General features: G+C 70.5%; 22 protein-coding genes. 16 read left to right on the top strand and 6 right to left on the bottom strand.

The window, feature by feature from the left end; genetic code table 11:
- Positions 1 to 148 precede the first annotated feature (148 nt).
- The gene (locus IPH07_26625; protein ID MBK6920999.1) at positions 149 to 1,525 is read left to right on the top strand and encodes a serine/threonine protein kinase; all 1,377 of its coding nucleotides are present in this window, start codon (positions 149 to 151) and stop codon (positions 1,523 to 1,525) included.
- Positions 1,526 to 1,541: 16 nt separating this feature from the next.
- Here IPH07_26625 and arcC read toward each other — a convergent pair whose 3' ends face one another.
- The 3 genes from arcC to IPH07_26610 all read right to left on the bottom strand — a co-directional run bounded on the left by arcC (position 1,542) and on the right by IPH07_26610 (position 4,694).
- Entirely contained in the window at positions 1,542 to 2,528 is a 987-nt protein-coding gene (gene arcC / locus IPH07_26620) for a carbamate kinase (protein MBK6920998.1), read from the bottom strand.
- Positions 2,525 to 3,760 carry a hypothetical protein gene (locus tag IPH07_26615; protein ID MBK6920997.1) on the bottom strand — a complete coding sequence of 412 codons (1,236 nt, stop codon included), beginning with the start codon at positions 3,758 to 3,760 and terminating at the stop codon, positions 2,525 to 2,527. Before IPH07_26615 ends, arcC begins: the two co-directional genes overlap by 4 nt.
- Positions 3,761 to 3,935: 175 nt before the next feature.
- Positions 3,936 to 4,694 carry an arginyltransferase gene (locus IPH07_26610; GenBank protein ID MBK6920996.1) on the bottom strand — a complete coding sequence of 253 codons (759 nt, stop codon included), beginning with the start codon at positions 4,692 to 4,694 and terminating at the stop codon, positions 3,936 to 3,938.
- Between the two features lie 295 nt (positions 4,695 to 4,989).
- On the opposite strand from IPH07_26610, the gene IPH07_26605 reads away from it, so the two are divergent.
- The 3 genes from IPH07_26605 to IPH07_26595 all read left to right on the top strand — a co-directional run bounded on the left by IPH07_26605 (position 4,990) and on the right by IPH07_26595 (position 8,248).
- Positions 4,990 to 6,390, top strand: a complete 1,401-nt coding sequence (locus tag IPH07_26605) for a cytochrome P450 (GenBank protein MBK6920995.1) — start codon at positions 4,990 to 4,992, stop codon at positions 6,388 to 6,390.
- Complete coding sequence (locus IPH07_26600) at positions 6,387 to 7,238, top strand: MBL fold metallo-hydrolase (GenBank protein MBK6920994.1); 852 nt, start codon at positions 6,387 to 6,389, stop codon at positions 7,236 to 7,238. The genes IPH07_26605 and IPH07_26600 overlap by 4 nt, the downstream gene beginning before the upstream one ends.
- A 95-nt stretch (positions 7,239 to 7,333) precedes the next feature.
- Positions 7,334 to 8,248 (top strand): hypothetical protein, encoded by a 915-nt coding sequence (locus tag IPH07_26595; protein MBK6920993.1) that lies wholly within the window; start codon positions 7,334 to 7,336, stop codon positions 8,246 to 8,248.
- A gap of 94 nt (positions 8,249 to 8,342) precedes the next feature.
- Here the strand turns inward: IPH07_26595 and IPH07_26590 are convergent, their stop codons facing one another.
- Positions 8,343 to 9,107 (bottom strand): OmpA family protein, encoded by a 765-nt coding sequence (locus tag IPH07_26590; protein ID MBK6920992.1) that lies wholly within the window; start codon positions 9,105 to 9,107, stop codon positions 8,343 to 8,345.
- 309 nt (positions 9,108 to 9,416) lie between these two features.
- On the opposite strand from IPH07_26590, the gene IPH07_26585 reads away from it, so the two are divergent.
- Entirely contained in the window at positions 9,417 to 10,538 is a 1,122-nt protein-coding gene (locus IPH07_26585; protein ID MBK6920991.1) for a choice-of-anchor L domain-containing protein, read from the top strand.
- A 10-nt stretch (positions 10,539 to 10,548) separates the two neighbouring features.
- On the opposite strand, the gene IPH07_26580 is transcribed toward IPH07_26585, so the two are convergent.
- Positions 10,549 to 12,108, bottom strand: coding sequence for an NCS2 family permease (locus IPH07_26580; protein ID MBK6920990.1), 1,560 nt, complete (start codon positions 12,106 to 12,108; stop codon positions 10,549 to 10,551).
- A 63-nt stretch (positions 12,109 to 12,171) separates the two neighbouring features.
- Between IPH07_26580 and IPH07_26575 the strand changes: the two genes are divergently transcribed.
- The 11 genes from IPH07_26575 (at position 12,172) to IPH07_26525 (ending at position 22,817) form a co-directional block, all read left to right on the top strand.
- On the top strand, positions 12,172 to 12,486 hold the full coding sequence (locus tag IPH07_26575) for a hypothetical protein (GenBank protein ID MBK6920989.1): 315 nt from the start codon (positions 12,172 to 12,174) through the stop codon (positions 12,484 to 12,486).
- A gap of 105 nt (positions 12,487 to 12,591) precedes the next feature.
- A complete protein-coding gene (locus tag IPH07_26570) occupies positions 12,592 to 13,413 on the top strand; it encodes an NAD(P)-dependent oxidoreductase (protein ID MBK6920988.1) in 822 nt (273 codons plus the stop codon).
- Between the two features lie 60 nt (positions 13,414 to 13,473).
- Positions 13,474 to 14,454, top strand: coding sequence for an ABC transporter ATP-binding protein (locus tag IPH07_26565; protein ID MBK6920987.1), 981 nt, complete (start codon positions 13,474 to 13,476; stop codon positions 14,452 to 14,454).
- A 5-nt stretch (positions 14,455 to 14,459) separates the two neighbouring features.
- The gene (locus IPH07_26560) at positions 14,460 to 15,176 is read left to right on the top strand and encodes an ABC transporter permease subunit (GenBank protein MBK6920986.1); all 717 of its coding nucleotides are present in this window, start codon (positions 14,460 to 14,462) and stop codon (positions 15,174 to 15,176) included.
- The gene (locus IPH07_26555) at positions 15,173 to 17,083 is read left to right on the top strand and encodes a Gldg family protein (protein MBK6920985.1); all 1,911 of its coding nucleotides are present in this window, start codon (positions 15,173 to 15,175) and stop codon (positions 17,081 to 17,083) included. The genes IPH07_26560 and IPH07_26555 overlap by 4 nt, the downstream gene beginning before the upstream one ends.
- Positions 17,080 to 18,111, top strand: a complete 1,032-nt coding sequence (locus IPH07_26550) for a DUF4340 domain-containing protein (protein MBK6920984.1) — start codon at positions 17,080 to 17,082, stop codon at positions 18,109 to 18,111. Before IPH07_26555 ends, IPH07_26550 begins: the two co-directional genes overlap by 4 nt.
- Positions 18,112 to 18,175: 64 nt before the next feature.
- Entirely contained in the window at positions 18,176 to 19,348 is a 1,173-nt protein-coding gene (locus tag IPH07_26545) for a metallophosphoesterase (protein MBK6920983.1), read from the top strand.
- A 113-nt stretch (positions 19,349 to 19,461) separates the two neighbouring features.
- Positions 19,462 to 20,406: a hypothetical protein gene (locus IPH07_26540; GenBank protein ID MBK6920982.1), complete on the top strand. Its 945-nt coding sequence runs from the start codon at positions 19,462 to 19,464 to the stop codon at positions 20,404 to 20,406.
- Between the two features lie 106 nt (positions 20,407 to 20,512).
- Complete coding sequence (locus tag IPH07_26535) at positions 20,513 to 21,316, top strand: TatD family hydrolase (GenBank protein MBK6920981.1); 804 nt, start codon at positions 20,513 to 20,515, stop codon at positions 21,314 to 21,316.
- Positions 21,317 to 21,379: 63 nt separating this feature from the next.
- Complete coding sequence (locus IPH07_26530; protein MBK6920980.1) at positions 21,380 to 22,042, top strand: glutathione S-transferase; 663 nt, start codon at positions 21,380 to 21,382, stop codon at positions 22,040 to 22,042.
- A 58-nt stretch (positions 22,043 to 22,100) separates the two neighbouring features.
- Positions 22,101 to 22,817, top strand: coding sequence for a YafY family transcriptional regulator (locus tag IPH07_26525; GenBank protein ID MBK6920979.1), 717 nt, complete (start codon positions 22,101 to 22,103; stop codon positions 22,815 to 22,817).
- Between the two features lie 9 nt (positions 22,818 to 22,826).
- Here IPH07_26525 and IPH07_26520 read toward each other — a convergent pair whose 3' ends face one another.
- Entirely contained in the window at positions 22,827 to 24,563 is a 1,737-nt protein-coding gene (locus IPH07_26520) for a M20/M25/M40 family metallo-hydrolase (protein MBK6920978.1), read from the bottom strand.

Here is a 24,563-nt window from a genome sequence, read left to right as displayed (position 1 = left end):
TGCACGCCGGCAAGGGGGCGCTCGACCGATCGGCCGTCGCCGCGTGTCGATGCGGTGGCGAAGAAAGTCCGATCTCTCCAGCAATAGCGGCGCGCCGGTGGCGTCGATCCATCTGCGGGTGGGCGACGTACCCACCCCTGGACCGCCGTTGTCGCCCGCGCTCGACCGCTCCCTGACGCCGTGCCCGTCGCCGCCGACGGGACCACAGCCGGCGTGGAGCGGGGCGCTGCGCCGCTATCGAATCGTCGAACAGGTCGCGACCGGCTCGATGGGGGTGGTGTTCCGCGCCCACGATCGGCGACTCGATCGCGATGTGGCGCTGAAGCTGCTGCGGTTGGAGCGACCCGGCCGCGATCGACCGCCGCGCAACTCGGTGGTCGCGCGGGCGCGCTTCCAGCTCGAGGCCCGTGCGATGGCCCAGCTCGCGCACCCCAACGTGGTGCCGATCTACGGCATCGAGAGCGTGGGCACGCAGCTGCTCATCGCCATGGAGTTCGTGCGCGGCTCCACGCTGGCGGCGTGGTTGACCAAGACGCGCAGCTGGTCGGCGATCGTCGCGGTGATGTGTGCCGCAGCCGAGGGGCTCGCGGCCGCCCACGACGCCGGCGTCGTGCACCGCGACGTCAAGCCCCAGAACATTCTCATCGGCGACGACGGTCGCGTGCGTGTGACCGACTTCGGGCTCGCAACGCTCTGCGCGCCCGAGTCGTCGGCGTCGACCTTCGAGGACGTCGACGTGCTCGATGCCGACGGCGATGATCCGGCCGGGTCGTTGACGCAGACGGGGATGTCGGTCGGCACGCCGGCGTACATGGCACCGGAGCAACACGCCGGCGAGCTCGTCGAGCCACGCAGCGATCAGTATGCCTTCTGCGCGACGCTCTACGAGGCGCTGTTCGGCGTGCGTCCCTTCATCGGGCCCGACACGTTCCAGCTGGCCCGGGCCAAGCGCAAGCTCCAGATGATGCCGCCGATGCGCGGCTTCGACGTGCCGGGATACGTGCGCGCGGCGATTCTGCGTGGATTGTCGCCGCGGACGCAGGAACGCCACTCCTCGATGCGCGCACTGGCGAGCGAGCTACGTGGAGCGCCGCGTCGCTGGGCGCCGCGTTGGTCGCTCGGCCTCGCGGTCGCTGGGCTCGCGGCGCTCGGTGTCACCACGGCGTGGCAATCGTCGGCCGGCGCCACGCCACCGCAGGACGCGGCGGCCGAGCAGGCCGCGCACGACCCGGTCCGGCCGCCGCGTCGCGCGACCGAGCTGACGATCGCCGCGCTCGCGCTGGGGATCGGCGACGTCGACGAGGCGCGCGGGGTGCTCGGCGACTACTACTTTGCGGCGCTCGGCGAGGATCGGGCGCTCGATGCCAGCCGCGCAGCCGAAGCCATCGCGCGCACCTACGAGGTCGACCGCGATGCCGAAGCAGCACTGCGTTGGCATCGACACGCCAACGCGGCGCGGCAACGCCATGCGGCGGCCGCCGGCGAGTCGGCAGCGCCCGTGGTCACAGCGACGCCGCGCGGCTAATCGCTGTGTCGAGGTACTAGATGCGGCCGATGAAGTGGGTGCCGGCGCGGCCATCGAGGGCCTCGCGCAGCGATCGCGGACTCGTGATGAGACCGCGCTGACCACCGCGCTCGAGGAAGCCGTGGATGGCCTCGACCTTGGGCCCCATCGAGCCCGGCGGGAAGGTGTGATCGGCCACGTGGCGCTCGCACTCGGCCATGGTCACCGCGCCCAGGCGGCGCGACTGCGGCGTGCCCCAGTCGAGGTAGACGGCATCGACCGCGGTCAGGATGACCAACAGGTCCGCACCGATGTCGGTCGCGAGCACGCTCGAGGTGAGGTCCTTGTCGATCACGGCTTCGACACCCTCGTAGGCACCTGCGGCATCGAGCGTGACGGGCACACCACCACCACCACCGGCGACCGCGATGTTCCCCGAGGCGACGATCTCGCGGACCATGTCCGCTTGCACGATCCGTTGCGGCTTGGGGCTCGGCACCACGCGTCGCCAGCCGCGGTTGGCCTCCTCCGCAATGGTCCAGCCGTAGTCGTCCTTGGCCTTGCGCGCCTGCTCGGCGGTGAGGAAGGGGCCGACCGGCTTGGCGGGGTTCGAGAAGGCCGGGTCGGCGCCGTCGACGACGACCTGCGTCACCAGCGTGACGACCCAGCGGTGGATGCCCCGTGCGTTGAGCTCGTTGAGCATCGCGCGTTGCATGAGGTAGCCGAGGCTGCCCTCGGTCTGCGCCACCAGCACGTCGAGCGGCCACCGCGACAGCTCGTTGCGCGTGAGTTCCTGGCGGAGCAAGAGCTCGCCGACCTGCGGCCCGTTGCCGTGGGTGATCACGAGCCGATAGCCGCGCTCGACCAGCACGATCAGCTCCTTGCAGATCTGCCGGGCGTTGCGCTCGTGGTCCTCGTAGGTGCCCTTCTCGCCGGACTGGATGAACGCGTGGCCACCCATCGCGACCACCGCGACCGGCGGCGGCGGCTGGGTGCCCCACTCGTGACGTCGATGCGCGCTCATGCGTGCACCGCCTCGCGCTGCAGCGGCATGGTCAGGCAGCGGCCACCGCCGCGGGCCCGCGAAAGCTCGCCGCCGGTGAAGGTGAAGACGGTGCGGGGCCGGTTCATGCCCTCGCGAACCAGCGCCGCGCGTTGCTCGGGGGGGACGACCACGCCGAGCCGGACCTCGTCGAAGCCGTGCTCGCCGAGGATCTCGATGGTGGCGGTGTTGCGCGCGTAGAGGAGGATGTGGCCCGGCGACAGCGCGACTGCGTTGGCGCCGTCGGTCCATTGCTCACGCTCCTGGAACAGTGGGTCGTGGCCACCGCAGGGCACCAGCTCGACGTCGCGGCCGAATTCCTCGCGTAGTACGTCGAGCACCGTCGCGGCCGCGATCACGCTCGGCGGCTGGTCGCGCGTGAGCCGGATGACGCGCAGCGGCGCCCGCTTGCCGCCGCCCGCGATGAGCGGTGCGTGGCCGAGGAACAGTCGCTTGTCGATCTGGGTGAGGATGGTGTCGAGGTGCATGATCGATCGCATGTGCGGCATGTCGACGACGTAGATCGACTCGAGCTCGGGCTGGCCCGGGAACAGCGCCTCCTCGGCCAGGCGCTCGATGGTCTGGGGCGTGGTGCGCTCGGAGCAGCCGATCATCAGCGCCCGCCGCGACAGCACCAGCACGTCCCCGCCCTCGAGCGAGCGGAACGCGGCGTCGCGGGCGACGTCATCGTGGCTGAACTCGATCGGCGCTGCAGTCGAGGGCGCCCACCGCAGGGCGAACGACACCAGCGACGGCTCGCGCGAGCGCGCGCCGGTGGCCATGCGCGCGACCAACACGCGGTCGTAGAGCGCGATCGCGGGGTCGCGCATGAACATGAGGTTCGGCACCGGGCGCAGCGCCATCGGTCGCCCGCCCTCGAGCTCGTCTCGCACCCGCGCGAGGCTGCGGTTGCGGCTGTGGAACTCGTCCCAGTACGCGCCTGCAACGAGGGCCAGGGCGAGTCGCGGCACCGGCCAGCCCGCGAGCTCCTCGGCGATGCCGACCGCACCCGCGCGCTCGCACGCGCCCTCGGCCAGCTCGAGGATCGCCGAGGCCGGCGCACTCGCCAGCGCGCTGCGCAGGACGTTCTCGAACTCCAGCACCTCGGCCCCTGCGCCGCGCAGGATGTCGGCCATGACGTCGTGCTCGCGCTGGGTCTCGACCGGCGCGAGGATGTCGTCGAACAGCATCCCCGACAGGTCGTGCTGGGTCATCCGCACGATTTCGTCGCCGGGGCGATGCACGAGGACCCTGCGCAGGAGCCCGATTTCCGAGTCGACAGCGATCGACATGCGGGGATGCTGCACGAACGGGCACATCGGGCGCAATGGCCCCCGCGGGGGCGAGAGGCCGGTGCATTCGGCCGCAGCGAGGCGCAGGGGCGCCGTTTTACCGCGCGGGGTCGGGCTCGCGCTCGATGGTCACCCATCGATCCCCGAGCAGGCGCTCATGGGGAAGGAAGCGCGACTTGTACGCCATCGAGGCGCACTCGCCGATGTAGAGGCCGAGGTACAGCCACTTGAGCCCCCAACCGCGACACAGCGCGACCTGCTTGAGGATCGAGTAGGTCCCGATGCCGAGCTCGGGCAGGGTCGGATCGAAGTAGCAGTAGACCGCCGACAGCGAGCGCTCGCCGCGATCGACGATTGCGACGCCGACCAGCCGCTTGCCCAGGCGGTAGCGCAGCTCGAAGGTGTCGCAGCAGGACTCGCCGAGGAAGGCGCGGTAGCCATCGAGATCGATCGGGTGCTCACCCGAGGACAGCCCGCGACCGAACTTGTGGCGGTTGTAGAGGTTGACCTTCTCGAGCGTGGGCTCGAGGCGACCGACTTCGCATGTCAGCTCGCGCTCCCCCCGACGGAACACGCGTCGCTGGGAACGCCCCGGCGCGAAGGCGTCGACGTCGATGCGGATCGGCTCGCAGGCGTTGCAGCTGGGACACGCTGTTCGGTAGAGCAGCAGACCCTGCCGGCGATCGCCGACCTCGAGTCGGTTCTCGAACTCCTGTCGCGACAACGCGCGCACCGGCAGGCGCAGCGGCAGGCGGGCCACGCGCTCATCGAGGTACGGACACGGCGAGGGCGCATCGTGGATGACGAGCTCGGGCGGCGTCGCCACGATCAAGCGCCCGGTCGTCGGTGCCGACATCCTAGCCGACTAAGATAGCAGCGCTGCTGCGGGTCTCCCAGTCGCCCGGTCACGATTGTCGGGGTGCTTCCGGATCGCGGGGCGATCGCGGAGCCCGAGCGGGCGGTGCGGTCGGGCACGCCGACTTTGGCACGCGGGCCAACCGGCTGCAGCACCGCGCGCGGGTCGGCGCGTTGACGCACGCGCGAGCGTGCGAGCCGCCACAGTTGCGCGGGGTCGACTGATTCCCTCGCCGGGTGCTTTGGCGGTAGCGTCTGCCGCCAAAGCGTCCCAAGCCGGGCGCGACGAGGAAACCATGGATACGTCCGCCGCCACCGAGTCTTCGACCAGCCGCAACCATCGTCTCCCGCCGATGCTCTCGGGTGGGCTGCCGCTGCTCGGTCACGCCCTGGACTTGCGCCGCCGCCCGGTCGAGCTGTTCCAGCGCGGCCGCGATCGCTTCGGCGACATGTTCTCGCTCAAGCTGCCGGGCTCGCCGGTGTCGGTCGTGATGAGCGGGCCCAAGGCGCACCAGAAGTTCTTCCGGCTCAGCGACGACGACGTCAGCATGCGCGAGGTCTACAAGCTGATGACGCCGATCTTCGGCAAGGGCATCGCCTACGACGCCGAGCCCGAGATCATGAAGGAGCAGCTGGCGTTCTTCCATGACGCGCTGCGTGAGACCCGTCTGCGCACCTACGCCGCCGGCTTCGTGGCCGAGGCCGAGGAGTACTTCGGCAAGTGGGGCGACGAGGGCGAGGTCGACCTCTACAAGGTCGGCAACGAGCTGACGATCTACACCTCGAGCCGATCGCTGCTGGGCCCGACCTTCCGTGCCTCGCTGTCCGACGAGTTCGCCAAGCTCTACTACGAGATGGAGGCGGGCCTGAACCTGCTGGCCTTCTTCGCCCCGCACCTGCCGGTGCCCGCGTTCCGCAAGCGCGACCGCGCCCGCGCGCGGCTGGGGGAGCTGGTCAGCACGATCGTGCGCGAGCGTCGGGCCAAGGGCCTGAGCGAAGAGGACTTCCTGCAGACGCTGATGGACGCCTCCTACAAGAACGGCCAGCGCCTCACCGAGGACGAGATGACCGGCCTGCTGCTGGCGATCATGTTCGCCGGCCACCACACCAGCGGCGTGACGTTCGCGTGGACGGGCATCTTGCTCAACCAGAACCCGCAGTGGATCGGCCGCCTGCGCGCGGAGCAGGACCGCATCCTCGGCGATCGCGATGACCTGACGCTCGACGACCTCCGCGGCATGCACGACCTCGAGTGCGCCGTGAAGGAGGCGCTGCGGCTGTACCCGCCGATCATCATGATGATGCGCCGGGTGCTCAAGGGCTTCGAGCACGGCGGCTACTGGGTGCCCGAGAACGCGATGATCATGACCTCGCCGGCGATGGCCCATCGCATCCCCGAGGTCTTCAAGGATCCGAACCGCTTCGACCCCGATCGCTTCGGGCCCGAGCGCGACGAGGACAAGAAGAACCCGATGGGCTGGATCTCGTTCGGCGGTGGCCGTCACCGCTGCATGGGCATCGTGTTCGCCCAGCTGCAGCTGCGGGCGATCTGGAGTCACCTGCTGCGCAACTTCGACTTCGAGCTGCTGGAGCCCCGCTACGAGCCCGACTACAACCGATTGCTGGTGGGCCCGCGGATGCCGTGCCGCGCGCGCTATCGCCGTCGCAAGACCCGGACGATCATCCAGGCCGCGTGAACCCGACCGACGCCGAGACGGTGGCCGCTGGCGTGCTGCGGCTGCCGCTGCGCACGCCCACGCTACCGCCGGCGACCTGCACCAACACGCTGTTGGTGTGGGGCACGCGGCTGGTGATCATCGAGCCGGCCACGCCGCACGCCGACGAGCAGGAGCGCCTGGTCGGTGAGGTCGAGCGCCTCGCGGCGGCCGGTGTGAGGCCGCACGCCATCGTACTGACGCACCACCACGGCGATCACGTCGGCTTCGCCGCGCCGCTGCGTGAGCGCCTCGGTGGCGCGGTGCCGATCCTCGCCCATCCCGAGACCGCTGCGCGGCTGCCGTTCGCGATCGATCGCCCGCTCGACGACGGCGATACGCTGACGCTGGGCGACGGCGTCGAGCTGCGGGCGGTGTTCACCCCGGGACACGCGCCTGGGCACCTGGTCCTGCTCGAGACCCGCAGCCGCGTGGCGTACGTCGGCGACATGTTGGCGGGCGAGGGGACGATCCTCATCGACCCCTACGACGGCGGCGACATGGCGGCCTACCTCGACTCGCTGCGACGCATCGACGCGCTGGGGGCGGTCGCGTTGGTGCCCGCGCACGGGCCGGTGTTGCGGGCCCCCGGCGAGGCGATCGCGGCGTACGTCGCACATCGACGGGCGCGCGAGGCCGCGGTGTTGTCGGCGATCACCGGTGAGCCGCGGCCGTTGGCTGCGGTGCTCGCGGCGGCCTATGCCGACACGCCGCAGTGGCTGTGGCCGCTGGCCGAGCGCTCGCTCGAGGCCCACCTGCGCAAGCTCGTGGCCGAGCGGCTGGTCGAGCGCGACGGCGAGAACGTGTGGCGCCTGCGCGACGTGGACTGATCGCGGACGCACGGGGACCCGCGGCCGCGCGCGGGCCGGGTCTGCGCCGGCGGCGAACGGCGGTGGAACGGCGATTGAAGTGATCGCGCGGTCACATGACGCGCGCGACGTGGTCGATGCTGCTCGGAGTCTTCGGATGTGCCGCACCCGAGCGGCTGCCGCCGCCCATCGACTACGACCCGGTGGAGCACTCGACCGAGAGCTCCACCGGCGGTGCGCTCGCGCCCAAGCCCGACGTCGCCGCCGTGCAACCCTGCAACGCGGTCGACCTGCTGTTCGTGATCGACAACTCCGGCAGCATGGGCGACGAGCAGGACCAGCTGGTCGCCAGCTTCCCCGGCTTCATCGCGGGCATCGAGCAGCTGCTCGGCGACGCCGACTACCACGTCGGGGTCATCACGACCGACGAGAATCTCTTCAACGAAGGCGGCTGTCAGCGACTCGGCGCGCTCACGACCCGAACCGGAGGTGACGGCTCGAGCGACGCGCAGTGCGGACCGTTCGCCGAGCACCATGCGTTCATGACCCCGGTCGACGATCTCGCGCGGACGTTCGCCTGCACCGGCAGGGTCGGCGTGGAGGGCAGCGGCATCGAGCGGCCGATGGACGCGACCATCGCGGCGCTGACGGGCGAGGGCGTCGGTGCCTGCAACCGCGAGTTCCTGCGGCGCGATGCGCTGCTGGTGCTGACGATCATCACCGACGAGGACGACGCCGCGGACTCCCGTGGTGATCCTTCGAGCTGGTACGACAGCATCGTCGCGGTGAAACACGACGACGCCCAGCGTGTGGTGGTGCTGTCCCTCGTCGGTGTGCCGCGGCCCAACGCGTGTCCACCCGGGCCGCCCGATCTCGCGGGGGCCGAGGTCGCGACGCGGCTGCTCGAGTTCACCGAGATGTTCGAGTACGGCAGCAGCGGCGACGTCTGCGACGACGACTACGCGGCTACGTTCGACGCCGCGCTGCAGCGCATCGCCGCGGCGTGCGACGTCGCCACGCCGGTCGGCTGAATCGATGCACGAGCAGCGGCGGCCCTGCTCGCGGCCGCCCGCTGCGCCTGGCTCGGGCCGTCGCCCGCCGACGGCCGAGCCGCTGCGTGCCGGACTACTTCGCCGGCTTGCCGGAGATCATGTCCTCGATGCCCTTGAGCTCGCCGAGGTTGGGCATGAGCACGATCTCGATGCGGCGGTTCTGCGCCTTGCCCTGCTCGTCGGTGTTGGGCGCGACCGGATCCATCTGGCCGAAGCCCGCGGCGCCGAGGTGCTCGGCCGGGAAGCCCTTCGAGATCATGTAGTCGACCACGACCACTGCGCGTGCGGTGCTCAGCTCCCAGTTCGACTTGAATCGTCGGGTCTTGATCGGATCGGTGTCGGTGTGGCCGGCGATCAGCAGGTCGCGATCGGCGACCGACTGGAACGCCACCACCAACTCGTCGAGCGCCGTCGCGCCGCCGGGCTTGAGCTCGGTCTTGCCGGAGTCGAACAGCACGGCCGAGGCCATCTCGACGATCATGCGACCCTTGCGGAACGAGACCTTGATCGTGCCGGCATCGATGAGCTTCTTCAGGCGCGCGAAGAGCTGGCGGAAGGTGTCGAGCTCGGCCTTGCGGCGGGCCTGCTCGTCGCGGAGCCCGGCGAGCTCGGCATTCATGCCGTCGCGTTCCTTCTCGAGCGCCGCGATGCGCTCGTCACGGCTCTTCAGATCTTGCTCGAGCTGGGTGATCTTGCCTTGCAGGGTCTGGTTCTCCTGCTCGACGCCGGTCAGGCGTTGCTTGACCTGATCGAGCTCGGCCTGCAGCTCCTTGCGCGTGGGGTGGCAGGCGGTCGCGAGCGCCAGCACGGTGAAGAGGGCGGAGACGTTGCGGAGCATCTTGAGCGTCGTTGTGCGCCATGGCGTGCGCGTCGCCAAGTCGGAAAGCGCGCGAGGCGGCCGAAAAATACGCGAGCTGGACCACTTCTTGCGATGGCTCTGCAGGACAAATGCTACCAAGCCAAACACGCGTCGGCGCGGACTGGCCGAATCGCCGTCGACGCTCCGCAAGCATTGCGATGGATGCAGTGCGCGGGGACCATGGACGCGGGGGGCAGCGGTGCCAGTCGGGCGGCCGCGTCGATGCGCATGACCACGAAGCGAACGCGAGCACGAGTTGGTTCTTCGACGGCGGTCACGATCATCGCCGTGCTCGCTGCGTGCGGGGATGGCAAGGGCGACCTCAGCCAAGCGACCGTCGGGATCGATACCGTAGCGTCCGACGACGGCGACACCGCGGCGACCGGTAGCTCGAGCAGCGGTGCGCCGGGCAGCGGTGGTGGCGACGACGCCGGCACCGCGGGCGCGGACGAGGGCGGCAGCACCAGCACCGGCCCCTTCGACCCCGGCCCCGCGAAGTTCGACCTCGGCCTCGTGCCCGACACGCCGTTCGCCGAGTGTGTGGCGAACAACGTGCCGTGCGATCACATGGACGACGACATCTGGCACGCGATCGGGCTCAACTGCCCGGGGGGCCTGCAGATCGACGGGATGGTCAACGGCGATCCCCAGTCGTTCTACGTGCACGAGGGCGACCTCGGCACCTTCGTGCCCGCACCGTACCCCCCGCGCGAGGGCGACAAGTTCCTCGTGATGTCGAGCGGCCGCGCGCAGGACATCACGATGGCTGGGTTGTTCGCCTCGACCGACGTCGCCGGCTTCGTCGACAACGGTGCCAACCTACCGGCACCGATGGTGACGACGAAGGTCTCGACCACGGACACGTGCGCCGACGATTTCACCCTCGTCGGCACCGGCGACTGCTCGAACACCGTCGAGGATCAGTGGAATCAGGGCAGCGGCGCCTACGACTACGCGGAGCTGCGCTTCTCGGTCGGCGTGCCGGCGGGCAACCCGGGGTTCAGCTACGACCTCGCGATGTTCTCGACCGAGTACCCGAACTACTACCAGTCGGGCTTCAACGACATGTACATCGGCTGGCTCGAGTCCGAGATGTGGACCGGCAACATCTCGTTCGACGAGATGGGGCACCCGATCTCGCTGAACGCGGGCTTCCTCGACTACAAGGACGCGCCCAACCCGTATGACTGCCCGGCCCCGTGCGCCGCGCCCGAGCTCGCGGGCACCGCGATGGAGGGCCACGCCGGCACGAAGTGGCTGACGACCACCGCCGGCGTCACACCGGGCGAGACCATCGAGCTGGTGTTCGCGGTGTTCGACCTCTCCGACCCGGTGCTCGACACGGTGGTGTTGCTCGACAACTTCCAGTTCGGCTGCGTCGGCGGGCCGCCGGTCACGATCCCGGGTTGACGCCCGCGCGTCAGTGCCCGGCGCCGTCGTCGGGCACCGTCAGCCACCGCGCCGCGGCGAACACCAGCGCCATGGCGCCGTAGCCCGCCGCCCACGGCCACGCCGGGGCCAGCGAGATCACGGTGTCGCCGAGCGTGAACGCGTAGCCGTGCACGAGCCCGGTGACGGCGAGCACCGCACCGACGCCGCACCACGCGGCCGCGATCTCGAAGCGTCGCTCGATCACCGCGACGGTGCTCGCGGCGAGGATCATCGAGGTGAAGATGAAGCCCTGCTCGAGCGCGAAGGCGCCGTGGATCCACGTGTCGCTGCGCGCGAACGCGTCGATGAGCGCCGGCGAGAACGGTGCCTCGGGGGTGCCCATGCCGGCGGCGCGCAGGCCGTTCTTCGCCATCAACGCGCCCCAGGCTCCGACCCCCGGCAACAGGCCCAGCACCACCGCGGGTGCGTGGTGACGTGGCGTGGCCTCGAAGGCCTGCGCGGTGATCACCAGGCCGATCCACAGCACGATGGCCATGCCGGCGTCGACCGGCACCGCCCACGCGATGCTCGAGAGCGTGCCGGTCAAGCACACCACGGTGATGAACACGCCGTTCAGCACCGAGTAGCCCGCGCGCGCGCCCATGGCCTTCCAGCCGGGGTGGCCGATGTAGATCGTGGTCGGGAACACCGAGCCGAACAGGCCCGCGGCGATCGAACCGAGGCCATTGACCGCCAGCGACGGCGCGGTGCGGAAGCTGTCGCCGGCGGCCTCGGCAGACTCGATGTTCTGCAGCGATCCGATGAGGTTGAAGAGCCCCATCGGCACGATCACCGACAGGTACGTGAGCACGTAGCCGCCACCCAACGCATCGGCGAGCGCACCCAAGACCGGCACCGGCAGGTGTACGCCGGCGTTCAACGGCGCCTCGCCGACCGGCGCGAGGCCGGTGGTCCACGCCAACGTCACGCCGATCGCGACCGCCACCAGCCCGCCTGGCAGATTGCCGCGGAAGCGGACGCGGCCGAAGTACGTGAGCATGACGATCGCGAAGGTCGACAGGCCCACGACCGGATGCGCGAAGGTGCGGAACAGGAACCCCAGCGAGATGAAGCCCAGCGCGATGCCCGACAGCGTCGCGAGCAGGGCCGCGCGCGGGGTCCATCGACGCAGCGTGTCGGCGACGAGCGAGCCGACCAGCTCGATGGCGCCGGAGCCGATCGTCGCCGCGAGTCCCGCGTGCCACGCGACCTCGACGGGATTGGGGTGGCCGGCGGCTGCTGCGGCGAGCTTGGCCGGCAGCATCACCAGGAACACGTGCCCGAACAGCGAGACCGTGTTGATGCCATAGGGCAGGGCGCATACGTCCGTGCGGCCGGTCGCGGCCGCGAGCCTGCGGGCCTGGATCGCGTAGTAGACGTTGCCCACCAAGAGGGAGATCGCGACGCCCGGCAGCACGCGGCCGTACAGCAGTGTGTCGGGGAAGCCCAGCACGTGGCGGCACAGCGCATCGACCAACAGCAGCTGCACGAGGTTGTCGAGCGCGAGCCCGAAGAAGCCATCGATGTCGCCGCGGACGAACCAGCGCATGGGGCGTCGCTGGTGTATCACGCCACCTGGCACCGGCGGTGCCGGCCGTGCTAGACGACGGCCATGCGCGTGTCCTGCCTGCTGCTCCTCCTCGCCACCACCCTCGCTTGCTCGAAGCAGCCCGCCGAGCAGCCCACCACCACGCCCGAGCCCGCGCCGACCGGCGACACCGGCGACGACGGCACGACCAACGAGCGTCCCGGCCTCACCGCCGCCGCCTGCGAAGGCCAGGGCGGCAAGGTCGTCGGCGACATCGGTGACGGTGCGGTGCATCGCCCGGACTACAAGTGCCCCGACAGCGGCAACGCGCCGGTCGGCTCGATCGTCGCCGACCCCGGTGGGCCGGTCGCGATCGAGGGCGCAGTCTGCTGCCTCTGAGCCGGCGTCGGGGGCGTGGCGTCGGGGGCGTGGCGCCGCGGGCCCGTCCACAGGCCCCCCGGACCCCTTCATGCCCGCGCAGCGATTGGGTTATCGTCCGCCTCCGTGACCAGCCTCGCGAACAAGACCCTCTTCATCTCCGGAGCGAGCCGCGGCATCGGACTCGCGATCGGCCTGCGAGCCGCCCGCGACGGCGCCAACGTGGTCATCGCCGCCAAGACCACCGAGCCCCATCCCAAGCTGCCCGGCACCATCTACACCGCCGCGCAGGAGATCGAGGCCGCCGGTGGCAAGGCGCTGGCCGTGGTGTGCGACATCCGCTCGGAGGAGGCCGTCGACGAGGCCGTGACCAAGGCGGTCGAGCACTTCGGCGGCATCGACATCCTCGTCAACAACGCCAGTGCCATCAGCCTCACCGGCACGCTGTCGACGCCGATGAAGCGCTACGACCTGATGCACCAGATCAACGCGCGTGGCACCTACCTGTGCTCGCAGAAGTGCGTGCCGCACCTGCGCAAGGCCGCCAACCCCCACGTGTTGAACCTGTCGCCGCCGCTGTCGATGAAGCCGAAGTGGTTCGGCGGCCACGTCGCGTACACGATGGCGAAGTACGGCATGAGCATGTGCGTGCTGGGCATGGCCGAGGAGTTCCGCAACGACGGCATCGCCTTCAACGCGCTGTGGCCCCGCACCGCGATCGCCACCGCCGCGGTGCAGATGCTCGGCGGCGACCCGATGGTCCGACACAGCCGCACCCCCGAGATCATGGCCGACGCCGCGTGGGAGATCCTCGTCAAGCCCGCGCGCGAGTGCACCGGCAACTTCTTCGTCGACGAGGACGTGCTGCGCCAGGCCGGCGTGGCCGACTTCCGCAAGTACGCGGTCGACCCCGAGGTCGAGCCGATGGTCGACTTCTTCCTCGATTAGCGCGGCTGCTGGGCCGCGGCGCTGCGACGCTGCGCCCGCGCACGTCTCCAGGGATGAACCATGATCGAAGTTCAGAACCTCACGCGTTACTACGGGCGCTTCGCGGCGGTCCGCGAGGCCTCGTTCAAGATCGGCGACCGCGAGATCGTCGGCTTCCTCGGCCTCAACGGCGCCGGGAAGTCGACCATGCTGCGGGTGCTCGCGGGGCTGCAGATGCCGAGCGCCGGCAAGGTCTTGGTCGACGGCGTCGACGCCACCGAGGCGGTCGACGCGATGCGGCGCCGCATCGGCTTCCTGCCCGAGGATCCGCCGCTGTACCGCGAGATGCGGGTCGCCGAGTTCTTGCGGTGGGTCGGCCAGGTCAAGGGCTGCAGCCGCAGCGAGGTCGAGGCCGAGCTGCCGCGGGTGATGGAGACCTGTCAGCTGACCGAGGCCGCCGACAAGGTCATCGCCGAGCTCTCGCACGGCTACCGCAAGCGCGTCGGCATCGCTCAAGCCATCATCCACCGCCCACAAGTGGTGATCCTCGACGAGCCGATCAGCGGGCTCGATCCGCGGCAGATCGTCGAGATGCGCAAGGTCGTGCGCTCGCTGAAGAAGTTCGCGACCGTGCTGATCAGCTCGCACATCCTCTCGGAGATCGCCCAGACCGTCGATCGCATCCTGGTGATCCACAAGGGGCGCATCGTCGCCGAGGGCACCGAGGCGCAGCTCTCGGGTGCGCTCGGCAGCGGCACGCGGCTCACGGTGATCGTGCGCGGCAAGCTCGCCAGCTGCGAGGAGCTGCTCGGTAAGTCGGAGCTCGTCGACGGCTACCAGCTCGACGTCGACGGCGAGCTGGTGACGATGAGCGTGACGCTCAAGGCCGACGATCGCGAGGGCTTCGTGCGCGAGTTGGTCGAGGCCGGGCTCGGGGTGCGCTCGGTGCAGGACGCGATGGGTGAGCTCGAACAGATCTTCCTCGAACTCACGCGCGCCGCCGGGGCACCGGCCGCGCTCGAGAGCAAGCAACAACCACTACGGAAGGAGCTCGAGGCATGAGGGGCATGTTGCTCGTGGCCCGCCGCGATCTCGCGGGCTATCTCAACTCGATGTGGGGCTACGCGGTGATCGCCGCGGTGCTGGTGATCGACGGCCTGCTGTTCAACGCGTTCGCGTTGGGCAACGAGGCCAAGTTCAGCTCCAAGGTCATCGAGGAGTTCTTCTATTTCTCGTTCGGGACCACGGTGATCGCGTCGATCTTGCTGACGATGCGCTCGTTCGCCGAGGAGCGTCAGACCGGCACCATCGTGCTGCTCGACTCCGCGCCGCTGGCGGACTGGCAGCTGGTCGGCGGCAAGTATCTGTCGGCGATGCTGGTCATCGCTGCCATGGTGCTGGCGACGCTGTACATGCCGGCGCTGGTGTTCGTGAACGGCAAGGTCAGCTACGGCCACATCGCCGCCGGCTACCTGGGCCTGTTGCTGGTTGGTGGTGCGGTCGCGGCGATCGGAACCTTCGCGAGCGCGGTGTCGCGGTCGCAGCTGGTCGCCGGCTTCGCCTCGGTCGTCATCACCGTCGCACTCCTGATGATGTGGCTGCTGGCCAAGGTCACCGATCCGCCGCTGGTCGACCTGTTCTCGTACATGAGCCTGTTCGACCGCCACTACAAGAGCTTCATGCGCGGCCAGATCAACACCGAGGACGTGGTCTTCTACGTTTCGATCGTGTTCGTCTTCCTCATGATGGCGAGCCGCTTCATCGCGGCGCGGAGGTGGCGATGAGCCTCTCGAGCTTGCTGTACCTGGTGGGCATGGCGGCGTTGTTCGCCGGCCAGCGCCTGTTCGACGGCAATGACGCCGTGCAGTGGACCGCGAGCCTCGCGGGCCTGGGCGCGATCGTGGTGGCGGCGGTGCTGCGCCTGCAGGGGCTGCGCGGCGCCAAGGACGAGGGCCTGCGCTTCGGCCACCGCGTCGCGATGATCTGCCTGGTCACCGGCGTGGCCTCGCTGGTGATGTACGCGGCGACCACCGAGGGGGTGGTGCGCAGCCTGACGCTCAGTCAGGACTCCGAGGAGCGCTGGCTCGGGGTGTGGCGCTCGCTGTGGCCGATCGTCTGGCTGCTGGGCACCGTGCCGATGATGGTGGTCGACTACGCCATCGTCAGCTCGCCGGTGATGATGCCGGCGCGACGCATCCGCGACATGGTCGGCCACGGGGTCGTCGCGGCACTGGGCCTCGCCTTGGTGTTCCCCGTCAACTACATCGCCAGCAAGAAGAACGAGCGCTGGGACCTGGCGTACTTCAAGACCCCGCTGCCGGGCACCGCGACGATGGCGATCGTGTCGTCGCTCGAGCAGCCGGTGCACGTGCGGGTGTTCATGCCGCCGTCGTCCGACGTGGCGCGCGAGCTGGCCGCGTACTTCGGCGCGCTCGAGGGGCCCAACGTCACCGTCGAGGTCATCGACCAGGCCGCCGAGCCGCGGCTGGCCAAGGCCCTCAGCGTGCGCGACAACGGGACCATCGCGTTCACGCAGGGCGAGCTCGATCTCGACGAGGTCGAGCCGACGCCGGCGCAGGGTGAGACGCCGGCGGCCGAGGCCGAGGACGACGGCAAGCCCAAGCCGGTCACGCGCACGCTCAAGGTCGCCACCGACCTGGAGAAGGCCAAGCGCACGCTCAAGAAGCTCGACGCCGAGGTCCAGACCATCCTCCGCGAGCTCGGTCATGGCGAGCGCGTGGTCTATTTCACCACCGGCCATGGCGAGCTCGGGTGGGACGGCGGTGCGCAGGCGCCCGTCGACCGCGAGATCTCGGCGTTCAAGGGTCGGCTGAAGCAGCTCGGCTTCAACGTCAAGCAGCTCGGCATCTCGCAGGGCCTGGCCGAGAAGGTGCCCGACGACGCCGACCTGGTGATCGCGATGGGGCCGCTCAAGCAGCTGCACCAGACCGAGGTCGACGCGCTGCGAGCCTACGTCGACGCCGGCGGCTCGCTGCTGGTGGCGCTCGATCCGGTCGCGCTGCGCGAGCCGATCGTCGGCGCCGGCGACCCGTTGTACGACCTGTTGGCGTACCTCGGCGTGTCGGTCGGCGACGGCGTGTTGGCCTCGGAGCAGGGCATCGTGCCCATCACGCACAACAAGCTCGACCGCTTCAACCTCGTCACCGACGGCTTCTCCCAGCATCCGTCGACGACCACGCTGAGCCAGCGCGCCAACAACAACGTGCTGTTCGCCCGCATGGCCGCACCCCTCGACGAGGTCGACGAGCACGCCAGCAAGGTCGTGTTCACGGTGCGCACGCTCGCGGTGGTGTGGTCGGACCTCGACCGCAACGCCGAGTACGACGCCGATGCCGGCGAGGCCAAGAACGCGCGCAACCTGGTCGCCGCCATCGAAGGCGGCAGCGAGGGCGCGCCCTGGCGCGCGGTGGTGATGTCGAGCAGCTCGATCTTCTCTGACCTCGGCGTCGGCTTCCTCGGCAACCAGCGGCTCATCGACGACGCCTGCAACTGGCTCATCGGCGCCGAGGCGCTCTCGGGTACCACCGAGAGCGAAGAGGACGTGAAGATCGAGCACACCAAGGAGGGCCAGACCACCTGGTTCTACCTGACGGTGCTGGGGGTACCGCTCTTGGTACTCGCGATCGGCGGCGTGCGCATGCGTCTGCGCCGTCGGGGAGGTGCACGATGAAGCGATCGATCCTCGTCTACGGCTTGTTGCTGTCGGCGTCGTTGTTCGGCGCGTGGCGGGTCTGGACGTCGCCCGCCGAGGTCGACCTCGGCGAGAACGTGGTGGTGCTGAGCGGCGCCGCCGACGAGCTCGAGCGGGTGCACTACCACTCCGACAAGCTCGACCTCGTCATCGAGATGCGCACCGACGAGCTCGGTCGCTACGGCTGGGTCCGCGCCGAGCCACTCGGCACCGACACCGCAGTGGTCGAGCCCGAGGCCGAGCCCGAGAACCCCCACGCGCCGCCCAAGGACGACGGCACCGTGTCGGAGTTCAAAGCCGGCAAGAGCGGCACGGCCGCGCTCGAGGGGCTGATGCCGTTCAAGGCCAAGCGCGAGCTCACCGGCGTCACCGACGACAAGCTGAAGGAACTCGGGTTGGGCGAGCCCGAGGCCACGCTCGAGATCACGCGCGCCGGTCGTGAGCCGGCGAGCTATGAGATCGGCGGTAACGTGTACGGCGGTGCCAACGTCTACGTGCGAGACACCAGCTCCGGCAAGGTCTACGTCGTCGACGCCAAGGTGATCCGCCCGCTGCAGAGCGGCAAGCAGAGCCTGCCCGATCGCGAGCTGGTCGGAGTCGAGACCAAGGCCATCGCGGCGCTCGCCGTCAGCGGCGGCGAGGCGACCGCCGAGTTCGAGCAGCACAACCCCGACGATCCCGAGCAGGTCTTTTGGAGCACCGCTGGCAGCACGAGCAAGAACGAGACCGCGGCGGCGTGGATCGACAAGGCGCTGCGCATGCGCGCGTCGTCGTACGTGCAGAGCACGGACGCGGTCGGTCAGCTCGAGGACGTGTTCGGCTTCGCAGTGCGCACGACCGACCGCAAGCAGATCCACGTGACGGTCTCGCGCGGCTACGACGAGAACGGCGAGGAGCTGTGGTACGCCAAGAGCGAGCACACCCGTGGGCTCGTGAAGCTACAGAAGGCGCTGGCGGCCGAGGTGGCGGCCGACCTGGCCAACGTGCTCGACGCAGGGTCGAGCTGAGCTCCGACCGCCGCGCGCGCGGTGGTCGACGCGGAGGACGGCGATGACGCGGATGATCATCTTCATGACGGTCATGCCGCTGTTGTGGCTGGGCCTGCACGTCTACCTCGACCGGCGGCTGGTCCGCAGCGGCGCGTTCTCGCCGGCCGTCCGCCGCGTGCTGCGTTGGGTCATCATCGCGTGCGCGGTGCTGCCGCTGTACACGCTGACCGGCGCGCGCATGGGGCTGCCGAGCACGCGCGCGCTGCAGCTGGTCGGCTTCTTCCTGTTCGGGCTGTCGTCGATCGCGTTGGTGCTACAGCTGATGGTCGACGCCGGTCGTGGGGTCGCGGCGCTGTGGCGACGCTTCGTGCTCGCGCGGGGGCGCAGCGCGGCGGTGCCCTCCGACGCGCCGACCGATCCCGCGCGGCGCGGCTTCTTCGGCCAGCTCGCCAACCTCGGCGTGGTCGGGACCGCCAGCGGCGTCGCCGGCTTCGGCTTCGTGCAGGTGCAGGCGACCCCCGAGGTGCTGCACGTGCAGGTGCCGATCGTTGGCCTGCCGCCGGCGCTGCACGGCCTGCGCATCGTGCAGATGACCGACATCCACGTCGGTCCGACCATCAAGCGCGAGTACCTCGAGCGCTGCGTGGAGGTCTGCAACGCGCAGGATGCCGACCTCGTCGCGGTCACTGGCGATCTCATCGACGGCTTCGTCGGCCAGCTGCGCGACGACGTCGCCCCGCTCGGCGACCTGCGAGCCCGCGAGGGTGTGTTCTTCGTGACCGGCAACCACGAGTACTACTGGGACGGCCCCGCGTGGTGCGACGAGGTTGCGCGTCTCGGGCTCACCGTGCTCGACAACCGCCACGTCGTGATCGAGCGCGGCGGCGCGAAGCTGCTACTCGCCGGCGTCACCGACATCTCGGCCGGCAGCATGGTCGCCAGCCACGCCTCGGATCCCGCAAAGGCCTGCGCGGGCGCGCCGAGCTGCGACGTGCGGGTGCTGCTGGCCCACCAACCGCGCTCGGTCTACGCCGCCGCGAAGGCCGGCTACGACCTGCAGATCTCCGGGCACACCCACGGCGGGCAGTACTTCCCGATGAACCTGCTCGTGTACCTCGCGCAGCCGTACGTCGCGGGCCTCGAGCGGCACGAGGACATGTGGATCTACGTCAGCCGCGGCACCGGCTACTGGGGACCGCCGATGCGTGCGGGGGCGCCGTCGGAGATCACGCTGCTCGAGCTCGTGCCGGCCTGAGTGAGGGGTCGACCGACCCGGACGCGCGTTCCGTGTCATCGCGCCGACGATCGAACGAATGTCGACCGCAACGGGGATGAAACCCGCGACTGCCTCGGTCATCCTCGGCGCCAGTGTTCCGCGAGCACGATGCCCTGCCCGGCGAGTACCAACAGGGGCTGCAGCGCCAGCGCGATGAGGCGTGGACCAAGCGCGCGGCGCTGTACCGCGAGTTGCGTCGAGCGATGCTGCGGGTCCCCGGCGCGGCCTCGGCTCGGCACGCGTTTCCCTGCGCGACGCTGTGTCTCGCCTGCGGCTGGCTGGCGTTCCCCACCGATCGTGATCCACTGCGGTCGGCGATGGGCGAGGGCACGCAGCCGACGTTCACGTGCCCGCGCTGCTGCGGCGAGGTCTGGGCCGACTTCGGTGTCATCGCCAACGGCATCGTCGTCCGCGACTTCGAGGACCACGAGATTGCCAGGCGTGCGGGGAAGCCGAGGGCGGCGCTCGGCGTCGTGGGCTCCATCGTCACCAACGCCGTGCTGGCGCTGGGCGTGCTCGGCCTCGAGCCGGTGTGGACGTTGATCGCCGCAGGGGGTGCGACCGCCTTCGGTGCGGTGCGTGGGCGGACGCTTTGGCGGGCCCTGCGATCACCGCCGCCCCGCGCGATGCGGTGGCGCGCACCCGCGCCGCGGGCCGCGTTCGAGCCCACCCAGCTCGTACGCGAGGGGACCGCGGACGGTGAGCTGCGCCCGGCGCCGATCAGTGGACGCGAGGTCATCGCGTGGCGCGTCGAGGTCCGGCTGCCCGGCGAGCGCGGCGAGAGTCTGGCCCTGCTCGAGCAGGATACCTTCGGGTTGACCGTCGATGGCGCACCAGTCGAGCCTGCGCCGGTGGTCGGAACGCACGCGGAGCTGGTGCGCACTGGCTCGCAGCGGTCCTTCCAGTGGCTGCAGGCGCGAGGTCTCGACCCGGCACACGAGTTCGAGATCGTCGAGCGCGTGGTCGCCCGCGGCGATCGTCTCGCGCTGCGCCGCGATGGGCTCGGCGACACGGTGGTCGTCGAGGCCGAGGGCTGACGCAGGCGAGCGGCGATTCGATCACGCTCCGGCCGCGGCGTGCTCGACCATGCCCTCGACGCCACACCGCCCCCCGATCGGTGCGAGCTGCTAGCATCCGCGCGCCATGGCGCTCCCCGAACACGCACCGCTGGTCGACATCGGTGCGAACCTCACCAACCGCTCGTTCGCGACCGACCTCGAGCTGGTGCTGCAGCGGGCCGCCGCCGCCGGCGTCGCACAGATCGTCGTGACCGGCGCCTCGGCCGAGGCCTCGCGCGAGGCATTGACGCTGGCGCAGGCCAAGCCCGGGCGCCTGTGGTCGACCGCCGGCGTGCACCCCCACGTGTCGGCCGGCTTCGGCGACGACACGCTCGCGGTGCTGCGCGCGTGCCTGGCCGACCCGCGCTGCGTGGCGGTCGGCGAGTGCGGCCTCGACTACGATCGCGACTACTCGCCGCGCGACGAACAGCGGCGCGCGTTTGCCCGGCAGCTCGAGCTCGCCATCGAGCTGCAGCGGCCGGTGTTCCTCCACGAGCGCGCGGCCCACGGCGACTTCGTCGCGATGCTCCGTGAGCACCGCAGCTCGCTGCCGCACGTGGTCGTGCACTGCTTCACCGGCACCGGCGACGAGCTCGACGCCTACCTCGAGCTCGACGCGCACATCGGCATCACCGGCTGGATCTGTGACGAACGCCGCGGACACCACCTGCGCGAGCTGGTGCCGCGCATCCCCGCCGCGCGGCTCATGGTCGAGACCGACGCGCCCTACCTGCTCCCGCGCGACCTGAAGCCGATGCCCCGGCACCGCCGCAACGAGCCGGCGCTGCTCGTGCACGTCGCCCACGCGGTCGCGAGCGCCGCGGGCAAGCCCTTCGCGCAGCTCGCGGCCGAGACCACTGCGGTCGCGCGCGCGTTCTTCGGGCTGTGACGAGCGGCGCGGCGCTGCAGTCTCCTGACAGGTTCTGTCACGGCGACCCGCTACATCTCGGGCATGACCACGACCCAGCCCGACCTCGTCTTCCACCACGTTCCCTGGTCCCGCTCGGCGGGCATTCGGTGGCTGCTCGAGGAGCTCGCCGTCCCGTACGCCGTGAACATCGTCGACGTGCGCGCGCCGCAGGGGGTCGACGAGGGCTATCGCGCGATCCAGCCCCACAAGAAGGTACCGGCGATTCAGCACGGTGACGTCGTCGTCACCGAGCGCGCCGCGATCGCGATCTACCTCGGTGACCGCTTCGCCGACGCCGGCCTCGCGCCCGCAATCGACGCGCAGGGCCGCGCCGCGTATCTCACGACGCTGGTGTACTGCGACGCCGTCTTCGATCCGGCCGTGTCCGCGCGCGCGCACGGCCTGACCTACCGGCCGTCGGACTATGCGTTCGGTGGATTCGACGACGTGATCGCGTACCTCGACGCCAAGCTCACGCGTCATCCCTACGCAGCGGGGCCGGTGTTCACGGCGGCCGACACCCAGCTCGCCAGCGGGCTGGCGTTCACGATGAACGTGATGCAGGTGGTGCCGCGCAAGCCAGCCTTCGAGGCCTACCTCGCGCGCACGACGTCGCGGCCCGCCTACCAGCGGGCGCAGCAGCTCGACGTCGAGCTGCTGCAGCAGCACCCCGAGGTCGCCAAGAACCTGCCGCAACCCGGCTGACGCGGCGTCGTTGTCCGCCGCGCGTGGCTCTGCAACCATCGCGGCGGACCAGCACCGCATGGACAAGACCGAACGACTCTTCGCGCTGCTGCACGCGCTGCGACGCCGTCGCGCGCCGGTGACCGCGGAGACCCTCGCCGACGAGCAGGAGGTCTCCGTTCGCACCATCTACCGCGACATCCAGACCCTGATCGGGCTCGGTGCGCCGATCGAGGGCGAGGCCGGGCTCGGCTACGTGCTGCGCGCGGGCTTCTTCCTGCCACCACTCATGTTCACCGCGATTGAACTCGAGGCTCTGGTACTCGGCGCCCGTTGGGTACAGACGCTGCCCGACGACGAGCTGGGGCAGGCGGCCCGCGATGCGCTCGCGAAGATCGCGACTGCGTCGCCCGACGACCTGCGAGCGCGCATCGACGACACCGGTCTGTGGCCCGTCAACCTCGGCAGCGCCGGCGAGCGCGCGCCGGTGCTGCAGCGCGCGCGCGAGGCCATGCGCACAGAGGTCGCCGTGGCGATGTCCTACCAGGACGCCGACGGCCGTGGCAGCGAGCGCACGATCTGGCCGCTGCAGCTCGCGTACTACGAGGGCAAGGAGATCGTGGCGGCGTGGTGCTGCCTGCGGCAGGACTTCCGCCTGTTCCGCGTCGATCGCATCGGGCGCTTCGAGCTCACCGACGAACCCTACGGACGTCCGCGACGCGCGCTCGCCCGCGAGCTCGACGCGGAGTGGAAGCGGCGTCGCGCCGCCTCGACGCCGCCACAGGGCGACGCGTAGCGCCACCGATCACGGCGTCGTGCGCACGCCGGCCGCGACTGCGGCCCCGCGCTCGCACGCCAGCCCGCGGGCGGCGAAGTCATCGCCCGCGCAGGCCGGGCGGGTGACGGCGGCCCCGCCGAGCACCCCGAGGATCGCGAGTGCAGCCACGATCGCGGCCGCGCGGTGGACGACTCGCGGCGGCCGCCACAGCACGATGACGTGCAGCCATGCGAGCGCGATCGGCAGGAACACCACCGCCAAGATGAGCGACAACGGTACGGTGCGGCCGAGGAAGCCGTGGTAGCTGGCTTCGCGCAGGCGCAGCGGATCGACGATGGCCCACGCCGGCAGCATCGCGAGCGCGAGGAAGATCGCACACCGCTGCGCGCGCGAGGTGAACGCCATCGCGGCCAAGGCCAGCGCCATCGACAGCGGCACCCACGCCAGCTCGACGATGCCGAACCACAGCAACGCTGCGCCGGGGATCGCCGCTGCGACGATGGCGAGCGGCAGCACCGCGCGCGTGCGGCCATCGCGGTACCAGCCGGGGGCGACTGCCAGCAGCGCGGCCGCGACCGCGAACAGCCACGGCACGCTCGCGCGGCCGGGCGTGTGGATCCACGGCTGCGGATGCCCGGCGAGTCGAGCGGCGAGCAGTTCGATGGCCACCGCCGCCACCCACGTCACGAGCACCGCGGCGATCCAGGCCAGCGCACCGAGCGAGCGACCCTCACGTGGTCCATCACGCCGCCGGGCGCGATGCAGGGCGAACACGACGACGACCAGCGCGGCCAACTCGAGCAGGCGCAGCCACAGGTCGCGCACGAGCGTGGCGCCCGCGAGCGGCACGAAGGTCGCGGGTGCATCGTCGTCGGGCCGCAGCGGTGCGGGATCGAGGGCGAGTGCGTGGACGAAGGCGAGCGCGTCGCGCTGGGCGTCGGCGTCGACGCGCGCGAGCACGTCGTCCGCGCTGTGGTACGCGAGGTCGATGTGGCCAGGACCGCGATGGAACAGGTGCATCGCCGGGATGCCGCGCTCTGTGAAGGCGCCGTGGTCGCTGCGCTCCAGCTGCGGAAGCAGGCGACTGACGACCTGATGGGTCAGCGGCGCCTCGATCGCGACGCTGGCGGTCTTCGCCGCGGCTGCGAGCCGCTGCAGCAGCCCGCGGCCGAGCAGTCGCGACAGGCCGTTCTGCGCGAGTGGACCCGGGCGACCGATGAGATCGAGCGACACCGCGAAGGCGACCTCGTCGGGCCGCAGCGAGGCCGCAAGGGCTCGGGCGCCGCCCAGCCCCGGCTCCTCGGCCGCCGTGATCGCGATCATCACAGGGTGTGGCCGCGATGGGGTCTCGAGCAGCGCTCGCGTCAGCTCGAGCAGTACGCCGACGGCCGCGGCATCGTCGACCGCGCCCGGCGAGCCGTCGACGGTGTCGAGGTGGGCCATGAAGAGGATGGCGGGCTCGGTCGCGCCATCGTGGGCGGGCAGCCGCACCACCAACGTGTGATCGCCGGGCAGGTCCATCACGTGCGCCGGCACGACCACCTCGCCGGCAACGCGCACCGGTGCCGTCTCGAGGTGCCCGACCGCGACGTGCTCGACCGCGAGTCCAAGCGCGCCGAAGATCGCCCGCACGCGCTCTTGGGCCTGCTCGATCGCTGGCGAGCCTGCGACGCGCGGACCGATGTCTTCCACCAGCATGCGCGCGTGTTCACGCGCGCGCTCGGGCTGCGGCGCCGCCGTGGCCACGTGGGGCCACGACAGCAC

The organism is Deltaproteobacteria bacterium, from assembly GCA_016709225.1.
Taxonomy (GTDB): domain Bacteria; phylum Myxococcota_A; class Polyangia; order Nannocystales; family Nannocystaceae; genus Xiheibacterium; species Xiheibacterium phototrophicum.
Note: the sequence above shows the minus strand (reverse complement) of the source record. Positions and strands in the feature narration are given on the sequence as shown.

Coding starts and splice junctions, on each gene's coding strand:
- IPH07_26555 (MBK6920985.1), top strand. CDS start 15,173: ATGAGCCTCTCGAGCTTGCTGTACCTGGTGGGCATGGCGGCGTTGTTC.
- IPH07_26595 (MBK6920993.1), top strand. CDS start 7,334: ATGACGCGCGCGACGTGGTCGATGCTGCTCGGAGTCTTCGGATGTGCC.
- IPH07_26535 (MBK6920981.1), top strand. CDS start 20,513: ATGGCGCTCCCCGAACACGCACCGCTGGTCGACATCGGTGCGAACCTC.
- IPH07_26530 (MBK6920980.1), top strand. CDS start 21,380: ATGACCACGACCCAGCCCGACCTCGTCTTCCACCACGTTCCCTGGTCC.
- IPH07_26525 (MBK6920979.1), top strand. CDS start 22,101: ATGGACAAGACCGAACGACTCTTCGCGCTGCTGCACGCGCTGCGACGC.
- IPH07_26575 (MBK6920989.1), top strand. CDS start 12,172: ATGCGCGTGTCCTGCCTGCTGCTCCTCCTCGCCACCACCCTCGCTTGC.
- IPH07_26545 (MBK6920983.1), top strand. CDS start 18,176: ATGACGGTCATGCCGCTGTTGTGGCTGGGCCTGCACGTCTACCTCGAC.
- IPH07_26550 (MBK6920984.1), top strand. CDS start 17,080: ATGAAGCGATCGATCCTCGTCTACGGCTTGTTGCTGTCGGCGTCGTTG.
- arcC (MBK6920998.1), bottom strand. CDS start 2,528: ATGAGCGCGCATCGACGTCACGAGTGGGGCACCCAGCCGCCGCCGCCG.
- IPH07_26605 (MBK6920995.1), top strand. CDS start 4,990: ATGGATACGTCCGCCGCCACCGAGTCTTCGACCAGCCGCAACCATCGT.
- IPH07_26560 (MBK6920986.1), top strand. CDS start 14,460: ATGTTGCTCGTGGCCCGCCGCGATCTCGCGGGCTATCTCAACTCGATG.
- IPH07_26565 (MBK6920987.1), top strand. CDS start 13,474: ATGATCGAAGTTCAGAACCTCACGCGTTACTACGGGCGCTTCGCGGCG.
- IPH07_26615 (MBK6920997.1), bottom strand. CDS start 3,760: ATGACCCAGCACGACCTGTCGGGGATGCTGTTCGACGACATCCTCGCG.
- IPH07_26580 (MBK6920990.1), bottom strand. CDS start 12,108: ATGCGCTGGTTCGTCCGCGGCGACATCGATGGCTTCTTCGGGCTCGCG.
- IPH07_26610 (MBK6920996.1), bottom strand. CDS start 4,694: ATGTCGGCACCGACGACCGGGCGCTTGATCGTGGCGACGCCGCCCGAG.
- IPH07_26590 (MBK6920992.1), bottom strand. CDS start 9,107: ATGCTCCGCAACGTCTCCGCCCTCTTCACCGTGCTGGCGCTCGCGACC.